Origin of the sequence: Streptomyces sp. NPDC053513, from assembly GCF_044544765.1 — a bacterium.
Taxonomy (GTDB): domain Bacteria; phylum Actinomycetota; class Actinomycetes; order Streptomycetales; family Streptomycetaceae; genus Streptomyces; species Streptomyces litmocidini.
The window spans coordinates 97,582-112,033 of the sequence record NZ_JBITXP010000019.1; the positions used below are offsets into that span (position 1 = coordinate 97,582).

14 protein-coding genes are annotated in these 14,452 nt (G+C 73.2%); 6 read left to right on the forward strand and 8 right to left on the reverse strand.

Annotation, left to right across the window (positions count from 1 at the left end):
• Positions 1 to 92: 92 nt before the first annotated feature.
• Complete coding sequence (locus ACIGW4_RS27605) at positions 93 to 722, reverse strand: winged helix-turn-helix transcriptional regulator (protein WP_398711587.1); 630 nt, start codon at positions 720 to 722, stop codon at positions 93 to 95.
• 84 nt (positions 723 to 806) lie between these two features.
• On the opposite strand from ACIGW4_RS27605, the gene ACIGW4_RS27610 reads away from it, so the two are divergent.
• From ACIGW4_RS27610 to ACIGW4_RS27620, 3 genes are all read left to right on the forward strand, one after another.
• Positions 807 to 2,018 (forward strand): pyridoxal phosphate-dependent aminotransferase, encoded by a 1,212-nt coding sequence (locus ACIGW4_RS27610; RefSeq protein ID WP_359589313.1) that lies wholly within the window; start codon positions 807 to 809, stop codon positions 2,016 to 2,018.
• Positions 2,019 to 2,097: 79 nt separating this feature from the next.
• On the forward strand, positions 2,098 to 2,556 hold the full coding sequence (locus ACIGW4_RS27615; RefSeq protein WP_123451216.1) for a hypothetical protein: 459 nt from the start codon (positions 2,098 to 2,100) through the stop codon (positions 2,554 to 2,556).
• A gap of 13 nt (positions 2,557 to 2,569) precedes the next feature.
• Entirely contained in the window at positions 2,570 to 3,259 is a 690-nt protein-coding gene (locus ACIGW4_RS27620; protein ID WP_399583388.1) for a DUF2293 domain-containing protein, read from the forward strand.
• Positions 3,260 to 3,306: 47 nt separating this feature from the next.
• Here ACIGW4_RS27620 and ACIGW4_RS27625 read toward each other — a convergent pair whose 3' ends face one another.
• From ACIGW4_RS27625 to ACIGW4_RS27635, 3 genes are all read right to left on the reverse strand, one after another.
• Positions 3,307 to 4,092 carry a chaplin gene (locus ACIGW4_RS27625; RefSeq protein ID WP_123451220.1) on the reverse strand — a complete coding sequence of 262 codons (786 nt, stop codon included), beginning with the start codon at positions 4,090 to 4,092 and terminating at the stop codon, positions 3,307 to 3,309.
• Between the two features lie 198 nt (positions 4,093 to 4,290).
• Positions 4,291 to 5,571, reverse strand: coding sequence for an SWIM zinc finger family protein (locus ACIGW4_RS27630; RefSeq protein ID WP_398711592.1), 1,281 nt, complete (start codon positions 5,569 to 5,571; stop codon positions 4,291 to 4,293).
• The gene (locus tag ACIGW4_RS27635; RefSeq protein WP_399583391.1) at positions 5,568 to 8,432 is read right to left on the reverse strand and encodes an SNF2-related protein; all 2,865 of its coding nucleotides are present in this window, start codon (positions 8,430 to 8,432) and stop codon (positions 5,568 to 5,570) included. Before ACIGW4_RS27635 ends, ACIGW4_RS27630 begins: the two co-directional genes overlap by 4 nt.
• Before the next feature lie 200 nt (positions 8,433 to 8,632).
• On the opposite strand from ACIGW4_RS27635, the gene ACIGW4_RS27640 reads away from it, so the two are divergent.
• Together ACIGW4_RS27640 and ACIGW4_RS27645 are read left to right on the forward strand one after the other, a co-directional pair.
• A complete protein-coding gene (locus ACIGW4_RS27640) occupies positions 8,633 to 8,968 on the forward strand; it encodes a hypothetical protein (protein ID WP_123451226.1) in 336 nt (111 codons plus the stop codon).
• A 92-nt stretch (positions 8,969 to 9,060) separates the two neighbouring features.
• Entirely contained in the window at positions 9,061 to 9,330 is a 270-nt protein-coding gene (locus ACIGW4_RS27645; RefSeq protein ID WP_359589309.1) for a DUF6343 family protein, read from the forward strand.
• A gap of 88 nt (positions 9,331 to 9,418) precedes the next feature.
• On the opposite strand, the gene ACIGW4_RS27650 is transcribed toward ACIGW4_RS27645, so the two are convergent.
• From ACIGW4_RS27650 to rpsA, 4 genes are all read right to left on the reverse strand, one after another.
• Positions 9,419 to 9,787 (reverse strand): tetratricopeptide repeat protein, encoded by a 369-nt coding sequence (locus ACIGW4_RS27650; protein ID WP_123457254.1) that lies wholly within the window; start codon positions 9,785 to 9,787, stop codon positions 9,419 to 9,421.
• Between the two features lie 176 nt (positions 9,788 to 9,963).
• A complete protein-coding gene (gene coaE / locus ACIGW4_RS27655; protein WP_399583394.1) occupies positions 9,964 to 10,572 on the reverse strand; it encodes a dephospho-CoA kinase in 609 nt (202 codons plus the stop codon).
• Positions 10,573 to 10,603: 31 nt separating this feature from the next.
• On the reverse strand, positions 10,604 to 11,542 hold the full coding sequence (locus ACIGW4_RS27660; RefSeq protein ID WP_123451232.1) for a PAC2 family protein: 939 nt from the start codon (positions 11,540 to 11,542) through the stop codon (positions 10,604 to 10,606).
• Between the two features lie 176 nt (positions 11,543 to 11,718).
• Positions 11,719 to 13,224 (reverse strand): 30S ribosomal protein S1, encoded by a 1,506-nt coding sequence (rpsA, locus tag ACIGW4_RS27665; protein WP_030692649.1) that lies wholly within the window; start codon positions 13,222 to 13,224, stop codon positions 11,719 to 11,721.
• Positions 13,225 to 13,569: 345 nt separating this feature from the next.
• Between rpsA and ACIGW4_RS27670 the strand changes: the two genes are divergently transcribed.
• Complete coding sequence (locus ACIGW4_RS27670) at positions 13,570 to 14,409, forward strand: class I SAM-dependent methyltransferase (protein ID WP_399583395.1); 840 nt, start codon at positions 13,570 to 13,572, stop codon at positions 14,407 to 14,409.
• Positions 14,410 to 14,452 lie beyond the last annotated feature (43 nt).

Here is a 14,452-nt window from a genome sequence, read left to right on the forward strand (position 1 = left end):
CCGGAGCAGGCCGCACCGGACCGAACCGGCCTGAACCGGCCCGGTCCGAGTTCGACCCGCTCCCTGCACGGATCTGCGGATCCGTCCCGCGCTCAGCCCCGCGCGGCCACCGGCGCCGACCGTTCCAGCACCACGCGCCCCGTCTCCACCGCCTCGCCGAGCGTCAGCTCGCCCGCGGCGAGGGCCCTGCAGGTCGCCGTGTCGGTCCGCAGGCGGACATCGGGCGCGTCCACCCCTCCGTCCCCGTAGGCCACGCTGCCGTCGTCCCCGATCCGTACGTGGAACTCGCCCTCGTCGAGGGTCACTTGGACGACCCCGGCGCCGAGCTCCGCCAGCGCGTCGAGGAGCGGGATCGCGTACCAGTGCGCGCGGACGGCGTCGGTGGGGCGCGGTTCGCCGAGTTCGGGCGCGCCCCAGGCGGCGAGGGTGCGCAGGACGGGCAGCAGGTCACGTCCGCGCGGGGTGAGTTCGTACACGTACGCCGAGGCGGGCGGGGGCAGTCGGCGCCGGGTGACGAGTTCGGCGCCCTCCATGTCCTTGAGGCGGCCGGCGAGCATGTCGGTGCTGACGCCGGGCAGGTCGGCGTGGAGGTCGGTGTAGCGGCGCGGTCCGGCGAGGAGTTCGCGGACGACGAGCAGGGTCCAGCGGTCGCCGACGAGGTCGAGGGCGCGCGCGGCGGCGCAGTGCTGGTCGTAGCTGCGGCGGCGTGGCTGACGTGGCATGCGACGCAGTCTAGACATGTTGTTGGACTTTCCAAGCTCGAACTTGGTAAAACCAAGCAACAACACTTCTGGGGAGGTCGGCGCATGGAGTTCCGGCAGTCGAGCAAGCTGAGCGAGGTCTGCTACGAGATCCGCGGCCCGGTCATCGAGCAGGCCAACGCCCTGGAGGAGGCGGGCCACAGCGTCCTGCGCCTCAACACCGGCAACCCCGCGCTCTTCGGCTTCGAGGCGCCCGAGGAGATCGTCCAGGACATGATCCGGATGCTCCCCAGGGCCCATGGCTACACCGACTCCCGCGGCATCCTGTCCGCCCGCCGCGCCGTCGTCCAGCGCTGCCAGTCCATGGGCCTGACCGATGTCGACGTCGACGACGTCTACCTCGGAAACGGCGTCTCCGAACTCATCTCGATGGCCACCCAGGCCCTCCTGGAGGACGGCGACGAGGTCCTGATCCCGGCCCCCGACTACCCCCTGTGGACGGCCGTCACGACCCTCGCGGGCGGCAAGCCCGTGCACTACCTCTGCGACGAGTCTGCCGACTGGTACCCGGACCTCGACGACATGGCCTCGAAGATCACCGACCGGACCCGGGCCGTCGTCGTCATCAACCCCAACAACCCCACCGGCGCGGTCTATCCGAAGGAGGTCCTCGACGGCATCCTCGACCTCGCGCGCCGCCACGGCCTCATGGTCCTCGCCGACGAGATCTACGACCAGATCGTCTACGACGAGGCCGTCCACCACCCGATCGCCTCCCTCGCCCCCGACCTGGTCGTCCTCACCTTCGGCGGCCTCTCCAAGACCTACCGGGTCGCGGGCTTCCGCTCCGGCTGGCTGGTCGTCACCGGTCCGAAGCAGCACGCCAGGAACTACCTGGAGGGCCTCACGATGCTGGCCTCCATGCGGCTCTGCCCCAACGCCCCCGCCCAGTACGCCATCCAGGCCGCGCTCGGCGGCCGGCAGTCGATCCACGAGCTGTGCGCCCCGGGCGGCCGGCTGCGCGAACAGCGCGACCGCGCCTGGGAGAAGCTCAACGAGATCCCGGGCGTCTCCTGCGTGAAGCCGAAGGGCGCGCTGTACGCCTTCCCGCGCCTCGACCCCGCCGTGCACAAGATCCACGACGACGAGAAGTTCGTCCTCGACCTGCTGCTGCGGGAGAAGATCCAGGTCGTGCAGGGCACCGGCTTCAACTGGCCGCGTCCGGACCACTTCCGCATCCTGACCCTGCCGTACGCCGACGACCTCGACGCCGCCGTCAGCCGCATCGGCCGGTTCCTGAGCGGCTACCGGCAGTGACGTCGGGCCCCTCGTGCTGTCATGATCTACGGGTCCGAGGGCCTCTGACGGCCGAGGGAGAACGGGAGGGCGGCCGGTCATGGATGCGGCGCTGATAGCCGTGGCGGGAACCCTGCTGGGCGTGGTCTTCACGCACTGGTTCCAGGCGCGGGCCACCGAGCGCACGGCCGCGCTCGCCCGCACCGAGCAGCTCCGGCAGGAGCGGATCGAGACCTACAGCGCCTTCGCGGGCGCGGTCGTCGAGTACCGGCACAGCCAGAACGACCGCTGGTTCCGGGCATTCCGGCAGCCCGGCTCGGAGGAGGCGGAGGAGTCCCGGCACGCCTCCTACCGGCAGCGCACCGCCGCCCGGCAGGCCCTCTTCCGCGTCCAGCTGGTGTGCGACGACCCGGGGGTCCGGCGCCTCGCCGAAGAGGCCTTCGTGGAGTCCCACTGCATTCACGAGGCCGTCCACGAGGCGGACCGCGCCCGCCGCTCCGAGCAGGCCAAGGAAGCCCTCGCCCTGTTCATCGCCGCCGCCGCGCCCGGCGTCCGCTGAGCGGGGGCCGGCCGTGGACCTCGTCGCACCCGTCGTCGTCGAGCCGCTCCGGCGCCGCCGCTGCTCGGAATGCCACCGGGGGCCGCTGGACCGGATGATCGTCGAGTTCAACGCGCCGGTCTGCCTGGACTGCGCCGACCTCGGCCACCTGGTCTTCCTGCGCCGGGGCGACACGGCGCTCACCCGCCGCGCCCGGGAGGCCAGCACGCTCTGGGCCGTGGTCGTACGGCACAACCGGCGCCGCACGCGGTACGAGCGCCAGGGCCTGCTCGTCGAGGAGGCCGCGCTCGCCGAGGCGGAACGGGCCTGCCTGGCGGACTCCGAGGCGCGGGCGGCGCGACGGGCCCGGGACGCGGTGCGGCGCGCGGCCGTCGACGCCGAGATCACCGCGGCGCTCCTGACGGAGATCCTGCGGCTCTTCCCGTCCTGCCCGGCGGACCGGGCCACGGAGATCGCCGTCCACGCCTCGACGAAGGGCAGCGGACGGGTGGGGCGCACGGCCGCGGGCCGCTCGCTCGACCGCGGCGCGGTCACCGCTGCGGTACGAGCCTCCGTACGGCACGTCGACACGCCGTACGACTCCCTGCTGATGCAGGGGGTTCCCCGGCACCAGGCCCGGACGAGGGTCGCGCCCGCCATCGAGGCGGTGCTCCGGACCTGGCGCGAGGACGGCGGATCCACGAGCGGCCGGGAACGCGGCTGACGGCTCGGACGTCAGCCCGCGTCGGCCGGGCCGCGGGGAACCGATCCTCAGGCCTGGTCGCCGGTGCGGCGTCCACGGCGGTACAGCAGGGCGCCGCCGAGGAGCAGCGCGGCGCTCACGGAACCGGCGTAGCCCATGGCCTCCGAACCCGTGGAGGCCAGCGAGGCCGTGCTCGTCTCGCCCTGCGGCGCGGGTGCCGGGGCGGGGGTCACGGTCTCGGCCCGCGGTCCCGGCACGTGCCGCACGGGGGTCTGCGGGCGCGGCGTCGGCGTCTCGATCGGCTGCTGGGGCTTGGCCGGACCGTTCACCGAGGTGTTGCCGAAGACCGGGTTGGCGATGCCGACCACGTTGACCGAGTTGCCGCTGACGTTCACGGGCAGGTCGACGGGCAGCTGGATGCCGTTCCCGGAGAGCACGCCGGGGGATCCCGCGGCGTGGGTCTCGGCCGTGGAGCCGCCGCCGTTGGAGGAGCCGCCGCCGTGGGAGCCGCCCTGGGAACCGCCGGCCTGCTCGCCGCCGCGCGGGGTGCCGGGCACGTCCTTGTGGGAGCCGCCCTTCTCGTCCCCGTAGCCCCCGGTCCCGCGCTCGGCGGAGCGGTTGGCGCAGCTGTTGCCGAAGGCCGGGTTGAGCAGTCCGACGACGTTGACGGTGTTGCCGCAGGCGTTGACCGGGACGTGCACCGGCAGCTGGATCGTGTTGCCGGAACCGACTCCCGGCGAACCGACCGCGGCGCCCTCGGCGCCTGCGTCGGCGTGCGCGGCGCCCGCCGAGAGGGCGAGCGCTCCGCCCGTGACCAACAGTGTGGCCAGACCACTTCGGCGAATCTGCCTCATGGCTTCCTGCCTTCCGGAGGTGTGCACGGGCAAGTGCCCGTACCGGAATCAACGCGACAAACGTGCGTGCCGGATCCGGCCGTTGACGGGTTTCACTCCATCGAGTGGGACTCCGTTCGAGTGTCGGGTCAACCCCCGTCGACGCCTGCCGGTGCCCTTCGACACCCGTCGACACTCCTCAACGCCCGTCAACGCCCCTCAACGCCCCAGGAGATCGGTGAGGGCACCCACCGGGTCCGGGTCGGGGGCGCCGCGCGGCCACCAGTCCTCGCGGCCGGCGTCCGACTCGTACCCGTACCAGAGGCCGTCGCGACCGAGCCGGAGCTGGAGGGACTCTCCGGAGAGCCGGTTGCGCCAGGGACGGAAGGCGGGGAAGTCGGCGGCGAGCAGCGCGGGTCTGGCCCGGTCGAACGGGCCGGCCGGCGGATCCCAGGGCTCTTCGAGGACGGCGAGGCCCGCCGCGCCGCCCTGGCGCCAGGCGGCGACGGCACGGGCGAGCTCCGTGGGGGTCCGGTCGAGGGCGCCCGCCAGGTCCCGGTAGAGCGCGCGCGACGAGGCGGTGAGTCCGGAGCCGGGGTGCGCCGCGGCCAGCCGGACCGCGTCCTGCCAGGGGGTGAGCGCGGCGACCGGGTCGTGGCCGGTGGCGAGGAAGGCGTGGGCGCGGGCGGCGGCCTCGGTGGCGAGCAGGTCGAGGGCGAGCGGATCGGGGGCGTCCGGGTCCGGCGGGAAGACCGCCGGGCGGCCGGGCCGGTCCGGGACCGGCAGCTCGGGCGGCAGCGGCGGGAGCCCGGCCCCGGTGGCCGCGCCGAGCGCGACACGGGCGGGGACCGTGGGCATCGGCGGGGCGGCGGCACCCGTCTCGGCGGCGCCCCGGGCCGCGTTGCGCCGGGTGAGTTCGGCGAGGAGCTCCTGCTCCCCGCGGCCGCGCATCAGGAAGAGGACGAACGGGTCCTCGTCGAGGAGACGGGCGGCCTGGTAACAGAGGGCGGCGGCGTGCTTGCAGGGGTAACCGTCGTCCGGGCAGGAGCAGTCGGGGACGAGGTCGCCCGGCGCGGGCAGCAGCCCGGTGACCGCCTCCAGGGCGTGCGGCACGTCCTTGTCGAGGAGGGCGGCGATGTGGTCGGGGCGGGCGGCGGCCTCGTCGAGGAACCGCTCCCAGCCGTCGTCGCCGAGGGTCCGCATCCTGATCTCGGTCCGGTACGGGCGGGGCCGGCTGCCGTGGACGTAGGCGACGACCCGGCCCGGGGTGACCGTGATCGCGTCCACGTGGCCGCGCCCCGCGTACGCCTTGCCCCGCGCGAGACGGGCCGCGTCGAGGGCGGTGTCCTCCAGGGCGGCCACCCAGGCGTTCCCCCACCAGGTGGCGGCGAACCGGCCGTCGGGGGCCGAGCGCGGCGCGACCTGCGGAAAGCTGCGACGGCGGTCGTCGTGCCGGAGGGCGGCGCCCCGGACGCCCCGTGCGCCCCTTGCGTGGTTCACGAGGGCCTCCTCAGGGACACCAGGTCGGCGAGCTCCCGGTCGGTGAGTTCGGTGAGGGCGGCCTCGCCGGAGCCGAGGACGGCGTCCGCCAGGGCCCGTTTGGCGCGGAGCATCTCGGCGATGCGGTCCTCGACGGTGCCCTCGGCGACGAGCCGGTGGACCTGCACCGGCTGGGTCTGCCCGATGCGGTAGGCCCGGTCGGTGGCCTGCTCCTCGACGGCCGGGTTCCACCAGCGGTCGTAGTGGACGACGTGGCCGGCCCGGGTGAGGTTGAGGCCGGTGCCCGCGGCCTTCAGGGAGAGCAGGAAGACCGGGACCTCACCGGCCTGGAAGCGGTCGACCATCCGCTCCCGCTCGGCCACCGGCGTGCCGCCGTGCAGGAGTTGGGCGGGGATGCCCCGCGCGGCCAGGTGGTCGGCGAGGAGCCGCGCCATCGACACGTACTGGGTGAAGACGAGCACCGACCCGTCCTCCGCGAGGATCGTGTCGAGGAGCTCGTCGAGCAGGGCGAGCTTCCCGGAGCGGCCGGCGAGCCGCGCGGTGCCGCTGCCGCGCGGGGCCTGTTCCCTGAGGTACTGCGCGGGGTGGTTGCAGATCTGCTTGAGGGAGGTCAGCAGGCTCATGACCAGACCGCGGCGGGCCATGCCCTCGGCGCCCTCGATGCGGGTCATGGTCTCGCGGACGACCGCCTCGTACAGCGAGGCCTGTTCGCGGGTGAGGGCGACGGGATGGTCGGACTCCGTCTTCGGCGGCAGTTCGGGGACGATCCCGGGGTCGGACTTGCGGCGGCGCAGCAGGAAGGGGCGCACGAGCCGGGCGAGCCGCTCGACGGCCTCCTCGTGCTCGATCTCCTCGTGGTTCTCCACAGCCCTGGCGTGCCGGGAACGGAAGGCCTTGAGCGGACCGAGGAGACCGGGGGTGGTCCAGTCGAGGAGCGCCCAGAGTTCGGAGAGGTTGTTCTCCACGGGGGTGCCGGTGAGGGCGACCCTGGCGGGGGCGGGGATCTCGCGCAGCGCCTTGGCGGTCGCGGAGAAGGGGTTCTTGACGTGCTGCGCCTCATCGGCGACGACCATCCCCCACTCCCGCTCGGCGAGCCGGGCGGCGCTGGTGCGCAGGGTGCCGTAGGTGGTGAGGACGAAGCCGCCCTCGGTGCCGTCGAGGTCCCGGTCCGCGCCGTGGAAGCGCCGGACCGGCACTTCGGGGGCGAACTTCCGCACCTCCCGCTGCCAGTTGCCGAGGAGGGAGGCCGGACAGACGACGAGGGTGGGGGCGCGGCGGGCCCGGCGCAGGTGGAGGGCGATGAGGGTGACGGTCTTGCCGAGTCCCATGTCGTCGGCGAGGCAACCGCCGAGGCCGAGGGAGGTCATCAGGTCCAGCCAGGCGAGGCCGCGGAGCTGGTAGTCGCGCAGGGTGGCGGTGAGGCCGGGGGGCGCCTGCACGTCCTCGGGGCCGGCCAGCAGCCGGTCGCGGAGGGCGGCGAGGGCTCCGACGGGGACGGCGGGGACGGACTCGCCGTCGACCTCGGCGGTGCCGGTGAGCGCGGCGGCGAGGGCGTCGACCGGTTCGAGCAGGCCGAGTTCCCGCTTGCGGGCCTTGCGGACGAGGGCGGGGTCGACGACGACCCACTGGTCGCGGAGGCGCACGATGGGCCGGTGGGCCTCGGCCAGGAGGTCCATCTCGCGCTCGGTGAGCGGATCGCCGTCGAGCGCCAGCTGCCAGTTGAACCGCAGGAGTTCCTCGCTGTCGAAGAAGGAGGTGCCGTCGGTGGCGGAGCCGGGCGCGGCGTGCGCGGGGCGGACGACGGCGGAGGCGCTGAGCGAGCGGGCGAGTTCCCGCGGCCAGTGGAGGGCGACCCCGGCGTCGGCGAGGCGGGCGGCGGCCGGCCCGAGCAGTTCGTACAGCTCGTCCTCGGTGACGGCGAGGACGTCGGGCACGTCCCGCTCCAGGAGGCGGGAGAGCGGGGGCCAGACGCGGGCGGCCCGGCGCAGGGCGAGGACGGCGTCGATCCGGGCGCGGGGCCCGAAGTGCTCTCCGTCGCCCGCCCACAGGTCCGCGGCGTCGATGACGAGGGTGGGGTCGGCGAGGCTGTGGATCTGGAGGAGCGCGGCGGCGGCGTGACGCTCTCCGCCGTCCCCTTCGCCGCCCGGGGCGGCGGGGTCCGTGGTGTCCGTCGCGTCGAAGAGTTCGTACGGCGACAGGTCGAGGCGGAGCGAGACCCGCACTCCGGCGTCCATCCCGGCCGCCGCCTCGGCGGCCCAGGCACGCGCGCGGGGCAGGTGCTGCGGGGCGCGCGCCGCGAACGGCGCGCCGACCGCGTGGGCGGCGGCCGGGGTCCGGGGCAGGACGTCGGCGACCGCGTCGAGGAAGGCGCGCACGAGGGCCTCGGGCTCGGGCAGCCGCAGCGGTCCGCGCCCCGGCACCGGCACGGCGTATCCCTCGTACGGCAGGGCGGCGGCGACGGCCCGCAGATGGGCGATGTCCTCGGCGTCCAGCGGTCCGGCCCGCCAGGCGTCCAGGTCGTCTGCGGTCAGTCCGGGCAGCAGCCGTCCGCGCGCGGCCAGGTGCAGGGCGTGCAGGGCGGCGGCGCCCCAGCCGGCGGTGGCGGGGTGCGCGGCCGGGTGGTGGCGGGCCGCGACGAGGTGCGGCAGAGCGGCCTCGACGGGCAGGGTCACGGCGGGCACGGAGCGCCCCCGGGCGCCGCTGCCGTGCCGCCGGGCCACGGTCAGCTCGACCCGCTCCGCCCCGCTCGCCGCCGGGTCCGGCGGCGCACCGCCGTCGGGGGCCCAGAAGGCGACCCGGCCGTCGCGGGGAAGGGCGGCGGGCAGGAAGACGGCGGCGCTGGTCGTCCAGGTGTGTGCCACGGCTGCGCTCCCCTCCCGTGTGTGGCGTCGTTCGGCTGCCGGAGCCCCGGATACGGGGTTCCGACTGGATCTCCGACCTTACGGGTGGGGTCTGACAACGGCCGCGCGGCGAGGTTACCCCGGGCGGCCCAACAGCGGATGACAGCGCCGCCCCCGGGCGCCATGGTGGCCTGAGACCACACGACAGAAGAGGATCCGCCATGTCCGTTCGCCGGCGTCTCACGACCGCCACCGGGGCCGTGCTGCTCACCCTCGCCGTCGCCGGCTGCTCGGGCCTCGGCCGCAGCGCCGTGGGCACGATCAAGTACGAGACGGAGCGCGACCTGCTGGTGAGCGTGACCAGTCCGTCGGTGAAGGGCTGCCACCGTCTGGCGCCGTCCGGCGTGACCAAGGTCGAGAACAACTCCCTGAACGACATCGTGATGTACCGGACCCGCAACTGCAGTGGAGGAAACTCCATCTACGTGCCCAGCAACACCGGGAACAGGATCGCCCCGGACACCCTGCCCTGGCGCAGCTACAGCGTCGTCCACTAGTCGGGGCGGGCCGTCAGGCGCGTGTTCCGTTTCCCCCGCCCGGGGTACATGCTGGAAGTGACCTCGGGACTCCGAGGGGAGATGCGACCGTCATGCGATCGGGGAACGAGCCGGCCACCGCGCGCAGCCCCCTGCGCCTGCGGTTCTGGCTGAGCGTGTGGGGGCTGCTGTGGGCGGCCTTCGGCACCACCGTGTTCTCCCTGGTGGGCCGCCCGGGCTGGGCGGCGGCCTGCGGGGTGCTGTTCCTGATCGCCGCGGTCGACCTGGCGGTGGTGCTGCGCCACCTCCACCAGGGTGCTCACTGGCAGCCGGGTCGGAACGTCCCGCCGTACGAACCCGATCACGGCGGCACGGGACGCTGACGTTCCGCACGTCTCGGTCCTGCGTGTCCCGGTCCCGTGCGTCTCGACCCCGCTCGTCTCGGTTCCGCGTGTTTCGGTTCCGCGTGTCTCAGTTCCGCGTGTCGAAGCCCGCCGCCTGGAGGTACTCCGGCTTCGGGTCGAGCGCGGCGGCGAGGCGGAAGTGCCGTGTGGCCTGGGCGGGCTGCCCGGAGCGCTCGAGGGTGCGGGCCAGCGCGAAGTGGGCGAAGGCGTTGTCCGGCTCGCGCTCCAGGACCAGCTCGAACTCCAACTGCGCGGGCCGGAGCTGTGCGGCGGCGAAGAACGCCCGGGCGCGCAGCAGGCGCGCGGCCGTGTTCTCGGGGTGGGCGGCGATGACCGAGTCCAGCAGCTTCACGGCCCCACGGGGGTCCCGCGCGGCCAGCAGGTGCTCGGCGGCGCGGAAGTCGATGACGTGCGTTTCCGGGTTGCTGTCGGCCACGATGGAATCCTTCCCCTCGATCCGGTGGTTGAACACCGGACCCCGCGGCCGCATTCCGCCGGAGAGCGCCCGCAGGGGCTGCCTCCCGCACCGTGCCGGGCTCGCGGGGTCTGATCCGACGGGCTCGCCGGTCCTGCTCCGACAGGCGTGCGGGGCCCGCTCGACGGGAGGAGACCTCAGTCCTCGGTGGCCTTCGCGCGGCGCTCCAGCTCGTCCCAGACCTTCCGCACCTGGGGTTCGAGCGCGTCGAGCGACCCGTCGTTGTCGATCACGAGGTCCGCGACGGCCAGTCGCTGCGCGCGCGTGGCCTGGGCCGCCATCCGGGCCTCGGCCTCGGCCTCGGCCATGCCGCGGAGCCGTACCAGCCGGTCGAGCTGGGTCTCCGGGGAGGCGTCCACGACCACGACCAGGTCGTACAGCGGCGCGAGCCCGTTCTCGGTGAGCAGCGGTACGTCGTGGACGACGACGTCCCCGGCGCCGGCGCGGCTCTCCAGCTCCGCCGACCGGGCCCCGACCAGGGGGTGGACGATGGCGTTGAGGGTGGCGAGGCGGTCCGCGTCGGAGAACACGATGGAGCCGAGCTTGGGCCGGTCCAGCGTCCCCTCCTCGGTGAGGACGCCGTCCCCGAAGGCCGCGACGACGGCCGCGAGCCCCGGCGTCCCGGGCTCGACGACCTCGCGCGCGATCCGGTCCGCGTCGATCAGCACGGCTCCGTACGAGACGAGCAGCCGCGACACTTCGCTCTTGCCGGCGCCGATCCCGCCGGTCAGGCCCACCTTCAGCATGAGCGGCAGCTTAGGGCCTGCCCCGACGGGGTCAGGAGTCGCCCTCCCGCTCCGCGAGGAAGCGCTCGAACTCGCGGCCCAGCTCGTCGGCCGAGGGGAGGTCGACCGGCTCGGCGACGAGGCTGCCGCGCGTCTCGGCACCGGCCGCCGCGTCGTACTGGTGCTCGAGGCCCTGCACGAGCGCGACCAGCTCCTCGTCGCCCTCGCCGATCTGGCGGTCGATCTCGGTCTGGGTGCGACGCGCCTCGGTCCGCAGGGAGTGGGCGACGCCCGGGAGGACGAGGCCGGTGGCGGCGGTGACGGCCTCCAGGGCGGTCAGGGCCGCGTCCGGGTACGGGGACCGGGCCACGTAGTGCGGGACGTGAGCGGCGACGCCGAGGGTGTCGTGGCCGGCTTCGGTGAGCCGGTACTCGACGAGGGCCTCGGCGCTGCCGGGGACCTGGGCCTCGTCGAAGGGGCTGCGGTGGCCCGGCATGAGGTCGGTGCGGCTGCCGTGCGGGGTGAGGCCGACCGGGCGGGTGTGCGGGACGCCCATGGGGATGCCGTGGAAGTTGACGGAGAGGCGCACCCCGAGGCGCTCGACGATCTGCCGGACGGCGACGGCGAAACGCTCCCATTCCACGTCCGGCTCCGGGCCGGAGAGGACGAGGAAGGGGGCGCCGGTGGCGTCCTGCACGAGGCGGACCTCGATGGACGGCGTCTCGTACGCGGTCCAGCGGTCGCGCCGGAAGGTCAGCAGGGGGCGGCGGGCCCGGTAGTCCACGAGCCGGTCGTGGTCGAAGCGGGCCACCAGCTGGTGCGGCAGGGTGTCGAGCAGCCGGTCGATGATCTGCTCACCGGTCTCGCCCGCGTCGATGTAGCCGTCGAAGTGGTACAGCATGACCAGTCCGGCCGACTCCTGCGCCAGGGCCAGGTCGACGACGGCCACGCCCTTCGGGTCCCATTCGTACAAATCCTGGGGATCAAGCACGATTACCGCTCCTCCTCGTGTTCTCTCTGGAAACGCCGTACGCGGCACGGCAATTCCCGGTGCGGCGATCTTCCGGCGGAGGAGTGCGCGGACCGCGGAGAACGACCGAGGCCCGCTCCCCCGGAGGGGAACGGGCCTCGGATTCGCTAGCGGCTAGCGCTCAGCGGAGAGCCTGTTCAGCTCTGGCCGCCGGCCAGCTTCTCGCGCAGGGCAGCGAGCGCCTCGTCCGACGCCAGGGCGCCGGAGTTGTCGTCCGACTCCGAGGAGTACGAACCGCCCGAGATGCCCGCACCGGCGTTGCCGGCGGCCGGGGCGGCAGCACCCTCGGCAGCGGCGGCCTCGTCGGCCTCGCGGGACTTGATGACCTGGGCCTGGTGCTGCTCGAAGCGAGCCTGCGCCTCGGCGTACTGGGTCTCCCAGGCCTCGCGCTGAGCCTCGTAGCCCTCGAGCCAGTCGTTGGTCTCGGGGTCGAAGCCCTCGGGGTAGATGTAGTTGCCCTGGTCGTCGTAGGACGCGGCCATGCCGTACAGGGTCGGGTCGAACTCGACCGAGGCCGGGTCGGCACCGAAGGACTCGTTGGCCTGCTTCAGCGAGAGGCTGATGCGACGACGCTCGAGGTCGATGTCGATGACCTTGACGAAGATCTCGTCGTTGACCTGGACGACCTGCTCCGGGATCTCCACGTGGCGCTCGGCCAGCTCGGAGATGTGGACCAGACCCTCGATGCCCTCGTCCACGCGGACGAACGCACCGAACGGAACCAGCTTGGTGACCTTACCCGGGACGACCTGGCCGATCTGGTGGGTCCGGGCGAACTGCTGCCACGGGTCCTCCTGCGTCGCCTTCAGCGACAGGGAGACGCGCTCGCGGTCCATGTCCACGTCGAGAACCTCGACGGTGACCTCCTGGCCGACCTCGACGACCTCGGACGGGTGGTCGATGTGCTTCCAGGACAGCTCGGAGACGTGGACGAGGCCGTCGACGCCACCCAGGTCCACGAAGGCACCGAAGTTGACGATCGAGGAGACGACGCCGGAGCGGACCTGACCCTTCTGGAGGGTCGTGAGGAAGGTCTGGCGAACCTCGGACTGGGTCTGCTCCAGCCAGGCGCGGCGGGACAGGACCACGTTGTTGCGGTTCTTGTCCAGCTCGATGATCTTCGCCTCGAGCTCCTTGCCCACGTAGGGCTGGAGGTCGCGGACACGACGCATCTCGACCAGGGAGGCCGGGAGGAAGCCGCGGAGGCCGATGTCGAGGATGAGACCACCCTTGACGACCTCGATGACGGTACCGGTGACGATGCCGTCCTCTTCCTTGATCTTCTCGATGGTGCCCCAGGCGCGCTCGTACTGGGCGCGCTTCTTCGAGAGGATCAGGCGGCCTTCCTTGTCCTCCTTCTGGAGAACCAGGGCCTCGATCTCGTCGCCGACCTTGACGACCTCGTTCGGGTCGACGTCGTGCTTGATAGAGAGCTCGCGGCTCGGGATGACACCTTCGGTCTTGTAACCGATGTCGAGCAGGACCTCGTCCCGGTCGACCTTCACGATGACGCCGTCGACGATGTCGCCGTCGTTGAAGTACTTGATCGTCTCGTCGATCGCGGCGAGGAAGGCTTCCTCGTTACCGATGTCGTTGACCGCAACCTGCGGGGTGGTGGCGGTGGTCTCGGTGCTGCTCGTCATGTGGGAAAGGGCTCCGGTTACGGACAGAAAGTCGTAGGTACTGCTACGCCGAGAGCCCGTATCGCACCAAGAAGCCGGACAGCCAATGAAGCGCCCTTCCGCGAACGGCAGGGAACCTCGAAAACCGAGGGGACATACAACAGGTGCGAGCACGGCCTGCTCCGTCTGAGGCGCGCAGGCCCGCAGCGCAACCTTTAGCATACGGGGGCGGCCGGACAGGGTCAATGCGCGAAGCGCGCACCCGAGGCAGATCCACTCAATTCCGGCACCACTCATGCCTCTTGCGCCACCACGGCGGGGTCCGCCGCACGGCTGCACTGAGCGCAAACTACATCGGCGGGCGAGATGAACCAAGAGTACGGACACGAAGACGCGGTCGACGGGGAGGCCGACGAGGCCGAGGCGACCCGGCGTGACGCGGGGGACGCGGAGAGCAGCCGGGCGAGCCGCGGCTGGTGGGACCGGAACGCCGACGAGTACCAGAGCGAGCACGGCTCCTTCCTGGGCGACGACCGGTTCGTGTGGGGTCCCGAGGGGCTCGACGAGGCCGAGGCCGGGCTCCTGGGCCCGGCCGCCTCGCTGAAGGGCCTCGACGTCCTGGAGATCGGGGCGGGCGCGGCGCAGTGCTCGCGCTGGCTGGCGGCCCAGGGGGCGCGGCCGGTGGCCCTCGACCTCTCGCACCGGCAGCTCCAGCACGCGCTGCGGATCGGCGGGGAGGTGCCGCTGGTGGAGGCGGACGCGGGAGCACTGCCCTTCCGGGACGGCTCCTTCGACCTGGCGTGCTCGGCGTACGGCGCGGTGCCGTTCGTCGCCGACCCGGTGCGGGTCTTCCGTGAGGTGCGCCGGGTGCTGCGGCCGGGCGGCCGCTGGGTGTTCTCGGTGACGCACCCGATCCGCTGGGCGTTCCCGGACGAGCCGGGGCCGGAGGGCCTCTCGGTCGCCGCCTCCTACTTCGACCGCACGCCGTACGTCGAGCAGGACGAGCAGGGCCGGGCCGTGTACGTGGAGCACCACCGGACCGTCGGGGACCGGGTGCGGGACGTGGTGGCCGGCGGCTTCCGGCTCGTGGACCTGGTCGAACCGGAGTGGCCGGCCTGGAACGGTCAGGAGTGGGGCGGCTGGTCCCCGCTGCGGGGGAACCTGATCCCGGGGACGGCGATCTTCGTCTGCGAGCGGGACGACTAGCGGAGTCTGCCGAGCGGGACGACCGGCGGAGTCTGCGAGCGGG

Bases quoted from the DNA above. Each gene is read 5' to 3' on its own strand.
- ACIGW4_RS27625 (WP_123451220.1), bottom strand. From the start codon at position 4,092: ATGAGGCAGATTCGCCGAAGTGGTCTGGCCACACTGTTGGTCACGGGC.
- coaE (WP_399583394.1), bottom strand. From the start codon at position 10,572: ATGCTGAAGGTGGGCCTGACCGGCGGGATCGGCGCCGGCAAGAGCGAA.
- ACIGW4_RS27605 (WP_398711587.1), bottom strand. From the start codon at position 722: ATGCCACGTCAGCCACGCCGCCGCAGCTACGACCAGCACTGCGCCGCC.
- ACIGW4_RS27645 (WP_359589309.1), top strand. From the start codon at position 9,061: ATGCGATCGGGGAACGAGCCGGCCACCGCGCGCAGCCCCCTGCGCCTG.
- ACIGW4_RS27670 (WP_399583395.1), top strand. From the start codon at position 13,570: ATGAACCAAGAGTACGGACACGAAGACGCGGTCGACGGGGAGGCCGAC.
- rpsA (WP_030692649.1), bottom strand. From the start codon at position 13,224: ATGACGAGCAGCACCGAGACCACCGCCACCACCCCGCAGGTTGCGGTC.
- ACIGW4_RS27610 (WP_359589313.1), top strand. From the start codon at position 807: ATGGAGTTCCGGCAGTCGAGCAAGCTGAGCGAGGTCTGCTACGAGATC.
- ACIGW4_RS27640 (WP_123451226.1), top strand. From the start codon at position 8,633: ATGTCCGTTCGCCGGCGTCTCACGACCGCCACCGGGGCCGTGCTGCTC.
- ACIGW4_RS27615 (WP_123451216.1), top strand. From the start codon at position 2,098: ATGGATGCGGCGCTGATAGCCGTGGCGGGAACCCTGCTGGGCGTGGTC.